Here is a 7,028-nt window from a genome sequence, read left to right on the forward strand (position 1 = left end):
AGTTCACCCCGTTCCCTTTTATCAAAAACCAAAGTTATCCACAAAAAAGGAAGTTGTTAGTCTCCCCCGGACCCCCTCTTTTCAACATCACCAACATGGTTTATTATATGGAATCTAATCTAAGGGCATTTGGGACTGAAAACTCTTAAAAGACAAAAAAGCCCTTAAATAGCTGAGAAAATCAACTGAAGACTGATTCAAAATTGCAGCTAACGGTCTAGTATAAGAATAGTGCGGGTTTGCGTCCGAGGATTTTCCGCAGGAAAATCAGAGTGACCAAATACGCACTGTCCATTTGATTAAGCACTCAAATTAAGCATTATTTTTATACAATGTTAGCAACTGGCTTTTCATTCAGTTAATTTTTTAGAGAAGTATATTCGTCTGTGTCCTTTCGGAAAATCTTTCATTTCTCCAATCGGTTCATATCCGTTTTTTAAATAAAATTCCTCCGCTTGAAAATCAAAGGTATCTACCATTGAAATTTCAGCTCCTTTTTCTTTTGCAATTTTTTCAACGTGCTTTATAAGTTGGGTTCCTATGCCTTTCTTTCTGTGATTTTCTTTAACCCACAATATTTTTATTTCTAATCCATTCCAATATCCAAGTCCAGCCAATATTCCACCAATTTCAATTCCATTATCATCTTTAGTGACATATTCTAAACGTGTCCAAATATCAGCAATTGCTGAAACTTTACTTAAATTATATTCGTTGATTCCGTCTACTATTTTCTTAATATTTTCCTTTTCGCAAGGTTCAATTGTAAATTCAGTCTTCATTTCCATTTGAGTGCGTTCAGCTTGTTGCTAACGGTCTCGGCTATGATTAGTTGCTTGGGTTAGCACTTAACTTAGCAAGTATAGCAAACTGAAAATCCTCGCGGATTTTCAGAGGTAGGCGAGAACGAGCAATTACTTATAGCCATTGTTGGCATTTCGTTATTTTTCATCCAATGTTTTAATCAGTCCGAAACATAACTGGTCAATATTCCCCATTTTTTTGTTAAATGCTGAAACATTGGATAGTATTATTATTCCATTTTTGTTTTCTAAATCTAAAGCCATTGACGAGGTATAACCTCCAGTTCCTCCATTGTGCCAAATCAATTCTCCGTCATTTTTTCTTTTTATAATATGCCATCCAAGTCCTATTTGCATATTGTCATTTATTTTAAAAGTTGGTTTTTGGGTCAGAGTCAATTCTTTATTCTTATTGTCAAATTGAGCTAAAGCAAATTTTGATAAATCTTCTACTGTAGAAAATATAGCTCCACCACCTGCTAAAACATCAAAATCCCAATTCGATGTTATTTTCCCACTTGGTTTTAAACCTTTCACAAGTTTAGATTTTATGCTTTCTCTTTTACTTGTAGAGTTTTCCATTTTATATTTTTGGAAAATTTTCTCTTGCAGTAGAGATTCATAGGATGTGTTTGAAATGGCCGCTATTTCAAATCCTAAAATTCCAGCACCAAGATTAGAGTATTCGTATTTAACACCTGGTTCTTGATTTAGCTTGATTTCAGAGGTTAAATATTCTTTGAGTTTTTCTTTATCGTAGTCTTTATAAGGATTGTCTCGGTCAACAATCAAAAGGTTTAGATTTGAAGGTATTCTTGGAAGTCCAGAAGTATGATTTGCCAATTCTTTGAAAGTTATTTCTCTGTTTAATTTGATTTTGAAATCAAGATAATCTTGGATGTTATCATTCAATTTTATTTTTTGGTCGTTTATTAAATTTGATAATAATGTTGCTGTAAATACTTTAGTTATAGAACCAATTTCAAAGACGTTTTTGTGATTTTCAATTAACTTAATTGTGTCATTTGTTCTTTCTATCCCGACAAAGTCAATTTCTCCGTTTTTAATTAAGGCAACTGATAACTGTGTGTTATTTGGGAATGTTCTTGTGTTGTTAAATATTAGTTCAGATTGTTCTTTATTAATTCCGTTTATAGCGTCTATTGTTTGTCCGTTCAAACAGCTTGAAAATACAATTCCAATTAATGCGGTAAAATATTTTATCATTCGGTTCTTCATAATGAATGCCAACGGTCTCGGCTATGATTAGTTGCTTGGGTTAGCACTTAACTTTGCAAGTACGCACAAAACTGAAAATCTTCACGGATTTTCAGAAGTAGGTGAGAACAAGCAATTGCTTATAGCCATTGTTGTAAAACGTTTTTTTAATTCCATTTAATAATTCGATTAATATTTTCTATTTCTCCACTCCAAAGTCCCATATGACCTCTTTGTTCCATATTGAAAGTTCCTTCAATTAAGACGTAACTTTTATTTAGCTTGTCGTCAGATATTGTTTTCCCTGTTTTTTGGTCAATAGAAACCCAAAACCCGTTGCTATAAATTCCGTGTTCATAGTCATTTTTATGTAAATAAATTCCGTTTCCCTCAAATTCAATATTTAAAAAACCTACTATTTGAACTTTCTTTCCGTGGTATTTTTCTGGTGTTGCAATTAAATTTACTAATGAAAGTGTATAATTTGAAGCATATTCCATTTCAGGTTCGTTATTAGTATTTGTGTGTTCAGACTTTTCTGATTTTTGAGCACAACATATTTGAGTCATTGTCAAAAATGCTAATATTAAATATTCTCTCATTTTTTGGTCAAATGTTTTACAACGTTTCGTGTAAGGATAGTTGCGTGGTTAAGATACTAACTTAGCAAAAATGGAACGAACCAGAGGAAAATCCGCAGGATTTTCCGAATAGGCTAGAACCAAGCAATTATTTTTACACATTGTTAGGCTTTGTTTTTATATTCATTTATTATTTCATCATCCCATACTTGAGCTTCAATATATTTATCATATTTTAATCTTTCTTCTGTCAGATATTTTTCATTTGATGGAATTCCGTATTCATTTATAAGGTCATTGATTTCGTCTAACAAGAAAACCTGTCCGTTACAATCTTTTCTATAAGTCTCAAGTTTTGGCTCATCGTAAAACTGAAACGACACCATACTGTCAGGATAAGTAAAACTTATGTGTTCAGGTTTAAAGTCGGTTAAAGGGATTTTTATGACTCCTGGGTTTGCATACCAAGATTTTGCCCAATCGCATTGTCCCAAAGTGAAATAGAAAGGGTCATTTCTGTTTGGTTTTCCGCCTTTCAAGATAAATTGTTTTTTAATTCTATTTTCTAGAGAAAATCTTAAATCAATATAGTTGTCAGGTCTTTTGCTATTAAATCCTTCTGATATTTGATTTTGAACACTTTCAGCTTTTTCAAATCCATATTCAGTTATATTCCGAAATGGTCCGTTGTCAAGTTCGTAATAATGAAATAGGAATTTCGGTATGTTCATATTTTTCCTCAAATAAAGCCTAACGGTATCGTATAACCGTCAGTTACGGGTTAATATGCGTTTATTTTCGGTTTGGTACTGACTTTAGCAATTCCGAGTGGATTCGGACGCAGTCGAATCCGCCGTAATTGCGGTTATACATTGTTGGCAACTGGCTTTTTTTATTCACGATTAAACACTTGGTTGTAATATTCGTTCAACAATCCTTTTCCGCTATGCTTAGTTTTTAAAATCAGTTTTGATTCAGCACAAGCGTTTTTATATAAACTCTGTTCTCTCTCATTCAGACTCTTTGAACCCAAATAAACCATTTTATAAATCGGATTAGATTGTTCCAATTCAAACGCCTTTTTTAGCATTTCGTTCCCTTTAATTTCCAACTCTTCGTAGTCGCCAAATTCGTAAGGGAAAATTGAAATCGCATATCCAGCAATAAAATTAAACTCAGCTAATTCCGAGTATTTTTTCAGTCCGTTTTTTAATTCGGATTCCAATTCGGTTTGTAAGTCAATATCTTTTTTAAAAAGTCCGTTCACATCTTCAAGCATAGACCACAAAAAGAAGAAATAATATTTCCACGTTTCAAAATCCGCGTTGTTTTCCAAAATCAGGTTTCGATATTCAGAATATGCTTCATTATATTTTTCGGCAGATTCTAATTCAAATATTTGTTCCAGATTTTGATTCATTCGTGATTTTTTTCAGCTTGTTGCCAACGGTCTCGGCTATGAGTAGTTACGTGGTTTAGCAGTTAACTTTTCAAATACGCACCCAACTGAGAATCCGTAAGGATTTTCAGAAGTAGGTTAGAATAAGCAATTACTTATAGCCATTGTTACCTGCTGGCTTTTGTCATTATCTGATTGAGTTTCTTTGTTGGAAGCCCTATAGACTTTTCGATAATTTTCCCATCTTTATTTATTAAAAAACAAGTCGGTGTAGATTGAGCACCATAAATTATTTTCATAGGGCTATGATCTTTTTTAAAATCATCTACGAAGATGAAGTCCAATTTATAAAGGGTTTTTAAATTTTTCATTTCCTCAACATTGGAGCAAGAATTAAATACAACTATTTTAAAATCATCCTTATCTATAGTGTTGTAAAAATTTTTTAAGAAAGCTCTCCCATCTTCTCTAATACAACCTAAACCACCATACAGCAGGAAAATATCATTTCCTTTGAGGTCGGATAATTGAAATGGATTTCCATTGGAGTCAGTTGCTTGAAAATTGTAAAAATCATCCCCAATTTCTATTTGTTTTGAATCGATATGTAATTTGATAGTTTTTCCATAAGTTGATTTCTGTTTATTGGTAGGCAACTTATTGTAAAAAGACAGAAGAGTATCTTTTGGAATACTTGTCCTAGCCATATAAACATTAATTAAACCATTGGGGAGAGAAGCGTATTTTAGTGCTATTTGGCAATTTTTTTTATTATAGTTTTCATCCAATTGTTTGACAACTAACATTAAACTGTCTTTTTTTTCGGGATGTAATTTGTAAATTCTACCAAGTTCTTCCATTCCAGCTGAATATTCTTCGGTAATTTCTTTTATTCTCTTGTTGTAGTTTTCTTCAGTGATTTCTTGAGAAAAACCTTCAATCAGAGAGGTAGATGCGAATATTATTGTGATTAGTATTTTTATTGTCTTGTAGTTCATGTTTTTATTTTTAAGCTTGCAGGTAACAATTGTATATGATCATTGATCATATATTCATTATACGCCTAAGATAGCAAATCCTCTATTTTCATAAACGACCTGTCTGCAACATGTGTGTATATTTCTGTGGTTCTTGTGGATCCATGTCCAAGTAATAATTGAATATGCCTAATGTCAGTGCCTTTTTCAAGCAAATGGGTAGCAAAACTATGACGCAACATATGGGGAGTTACCCTTCTGTTTATCCCAGCTTTCTTAGCTGCATTTACAATGATGTTCAAAACACTCGAAGAACTATACCTGTTTCCCCTCACACCTTCGAACAGATAGTTTTTTGGCCGATATTCCTTGTAATATCTCCTAAGGTCATCCAAAGTATTTTTGCTCAAAATAGTAAGACGGTCCTTGTTTCCCTTTCCTTGCCTTATCCTGACCATCATACGTTTACTATCGATATCGTTCGGTTTAAGCTCCAAAAGTTCATTTCTTCTTAAACCAGAAGAATATAAAAGCTCAACAATACATCTATGCTTAAGGTTGTTTGTGTTTTCTATGATATTGATTATTTCCTTTTTTGAAAGTACTTCGGGGAGACGCTTCTCTTTTCTGGGTCTTTCTATAGAGTAGAACCTGTTGGGCATCCCATTGACCACTTCATAATAAAACTTGATGCTGTTCAACGCCTGGTTTACATAGGAATTTGATTTTCCTTGTCTTATCAATACCTTTAGATATTCACGAATTTCATTTTCGTCGATCTCCAAAGGGTTTCTTTCATGATAATGATTGATAAAAGCCTCGAAACAGTTTACATATGCCCTTACCGTGTTATTGGAGTACCGTAGGATTTCCAATTTGGACAAGTAAGATTCTGGACACCTTTTTCGATCGGGGTGGAGCTCCCTAACCCTGAACCATTGAACATCAATGGGCTTATTTTTATTTATAGATTTTCTGTCCGTAAAGAAAAAGCTCCCGTTTATCCATACCTCTCCTTTAAAGATCTTGAATATTAATTCAAGGTTTTGCTTGGTATTGGGCAAATGGTACATATTAAAATCATTGGACCAAATAATATGTGGCACTTGCTCTATCAAGGCCTGGATTACCCTGTCGGACTTAAACTGTAGTCCGATTTTCTTTTTCCCCCCAACCAACAGATGCTTTAAAGTAATGCTTCTTCCCTTGAACACAATATTTTCTTGGCAAGATGGAAATAAGATTTGACCTAAGGAGGCATTAAACATTTAACGTACGGTTGTAAATAATTGTAAACGTTTATAAGTAAAAAAAACATTAAGGGTGTTGGCACCTATTATACAAAGCGGGACAGGATTGAATAATATTTCTGGGATATACTGGGAAAGATATTTTGAATTCCAATAAATTTTGATGAAATTTGGTTAGAGACAAGTTCATTCCAATATGCTCGTTGGCACAAGCGCCCGAATCGGTGAGCATTTTTTGAGATATTAATTTAACTTTTTGAATATCAAATAGATATAAAAGATTTGATGATCCTTCCGCGATCACCAAGAATAACAAGCCTTCACAGATGTGGGGGCTTTTTTTGTTTCTTCTTCCTGCAACATACCTGCAACATTTTTCGTTTTTGGAGATATGGATTCAAATGTCAATCTGTATTTATTCCCTTTTGAAAAGATAGAAGCCTTTTTGAATAGTAGAATTTGCACCTGACAAGATCAAGGTCAGTGAACAGGTAGGCATTGAGCACCTCTTTTCGGTAAATGCCGTTGAAACGTTCGACCAAGGTATTCTGGGTCGGCTTTCCCGGTTGTATGTACCGGATCTCTACACCGTTCTTTTTTGCCCAGGCCCCAAAGGTCGCCGAGGTGAGCTCCGGCCCATTGTCAACCCTTATCGTTGAAGGCGTGCCCCTCCCGATGAGCCTGTCCAACTCCCTTGTTATCCTCCTTGCACTGAGCGAGGTATCGATGGTGGACATTAAGGCTTCCCTGTTATGGTCGTCGATTACGTTGAACACCCTGAACGATTTGCCATTGGTCAA

8 protein-coding genes are annotated in these 7,028 nt (G+C 34.2%); all 8 read right to left on the reverse strand.

The window, feature by feature from the left end; all coding sequences use genetic code 11:
• Positions 1-350 precede the first annotated feature (350 nt).
• Positions 351-788: a GNAT family N-acetyltransferase gene (locus tag E4661_RS18680; protein ID WP_240751552.1), complete on the reverse strand. Its 438-nt coding sequence runs from the start codon at positions 786-788 to the stop codon at positions 351-353.
• A gap of 153 nt (positions 789-941) precedes the next feature.
• Positions 942-2,030 (reverse strand): serine hydrolase domain-containing protein, encoded by a 1,089-nt coding sequence (locus E4661_RS18685; protein WP_168796439.1) that lies wholly within the window; start codon positions 2,028-2,030, stop codon positions 942-944.
• Between the two features lie 158 nt (positions 2,031-2,188).
• Entirely contained in the window at positions 2,189-2,623 is a 435-nt protein-coding gene (locus E4661_RS18690) for a hypothetical protein (protein ID WP_136468985.1), read from the reverse strand.
• 143 nt (positions 2,624-2,766) lie between these two features.
• The gene (locus tag E4661_RS18695; protein ID WP_136468986.1) at positions 2,767-3,333 is read right to left on the reverse strand and encodes a hypothetical protein; all 567 of its coding nucleotides are present in this window, start codon (positions 3,331-3,333) and stop codon (positions 2,767-2,769) included.
• Between the two features lie 161 nt (positions 3,334-3,494).
• Positions 3,495-4,022, reverse strand: coding sequence for a hypothetical protein (locus E4661_RS18700; RefSeq protein ID WP_136468987.1), 528 nt, complete (start codon positions 4,020-4,022; stop codon positions 3,495-3,497).
• 146 nt (positions 4,023-4,168) lie between these two features.
• Positions 4,169-4,999 carry a peroxiredoxin family protein gene (locus tag E4661_RS18705; RefSeq protein WP_136468988.1) on the reverse strand — a complete coding sequence of 277 codons (831 nt, stop codon included), beginning with the start codon at positions 4,997-4,999 and terminating at the stop codon, positions 4,169-4,171.
• A gap of 65 nt (positions 5,000-5,064) precedes the next feature.
• On the reverse strand, positions 5,065-6,192 hold the full coding sequence (gene xerA, locus E4661_RS18710) for a site-specific tyrosine recombinase/integron integrase (protein WP_240751553.1): 1,128 nt from the start codon (positions 6,190-6,192) through the stop codon (positions 5,065-5,067).
• 440 nt (positions 6,193-6,632) lie between these two features.
• On the reverse strand, positions 6,633-7,028 hold a 396-nt coding region (locus E4661_RS18715; protein ID WP_205728988.1), incomplete at its 5' end, for an integrase core domain-containing protein.

It is taken from the genome of Flagellimonas onchidii (assembly GCF_004804315.1).
Taxonomy (GTDB): domain Bacteria; phylum Bacteroidota; class Bacteroidia; order Flavobacteriales; family Flavobacteriaceae; genus Flagellimonas; species Flagellimonas onchidii.

What these genes read in the sequence shown, in the direction of transcription:
- E4661_RS18695 (WP_136468986.1), bottom strand. Translation starts at nt 3,333, where the DNA reads ATGAACATACCGAAATTCCTATTTCATTATTACGAACTTGACAACGGA.
- E4661_RS18690 (WP_136468985.1), bottom strand. Translation starts at nt 2,623, where the DNA reads ATGAGAGAATATTTAATATTAGCATTTTTGACAATGACTCAAATATGT.
- E4661_RS18700 (WP_136468987.1), bottom strand. Translation starts at nt 4,022, where the DNA reads ATGAATCAAAATCTGGAACAAATATTTGAATTAGAATCTGCCGAAAAA.
- E4661_RS18680 (WP_240751552.1), bottom strand. Translation starts at nt 788, where the DNA reads ATGGAAATGAAGACTGAATTTACAATTGAACCTTGCGAAAAGGAAAAT.
- E4661_RS18705 (WP_136468988.1), bottom strand. Translation starts at nt 4,999, where the DNA reads ATGAACTACAAGACAATAAAAATACTAATCACAATAATATTCGCATCT.
- E4661_RS18685 (WP_168796439.1), bottom strand. Translation starts at nt 2,030, where the DNA reads ATGATAAAATATTTTACCGCATTAATTGGAATTGTATTTTCAAGCTGT.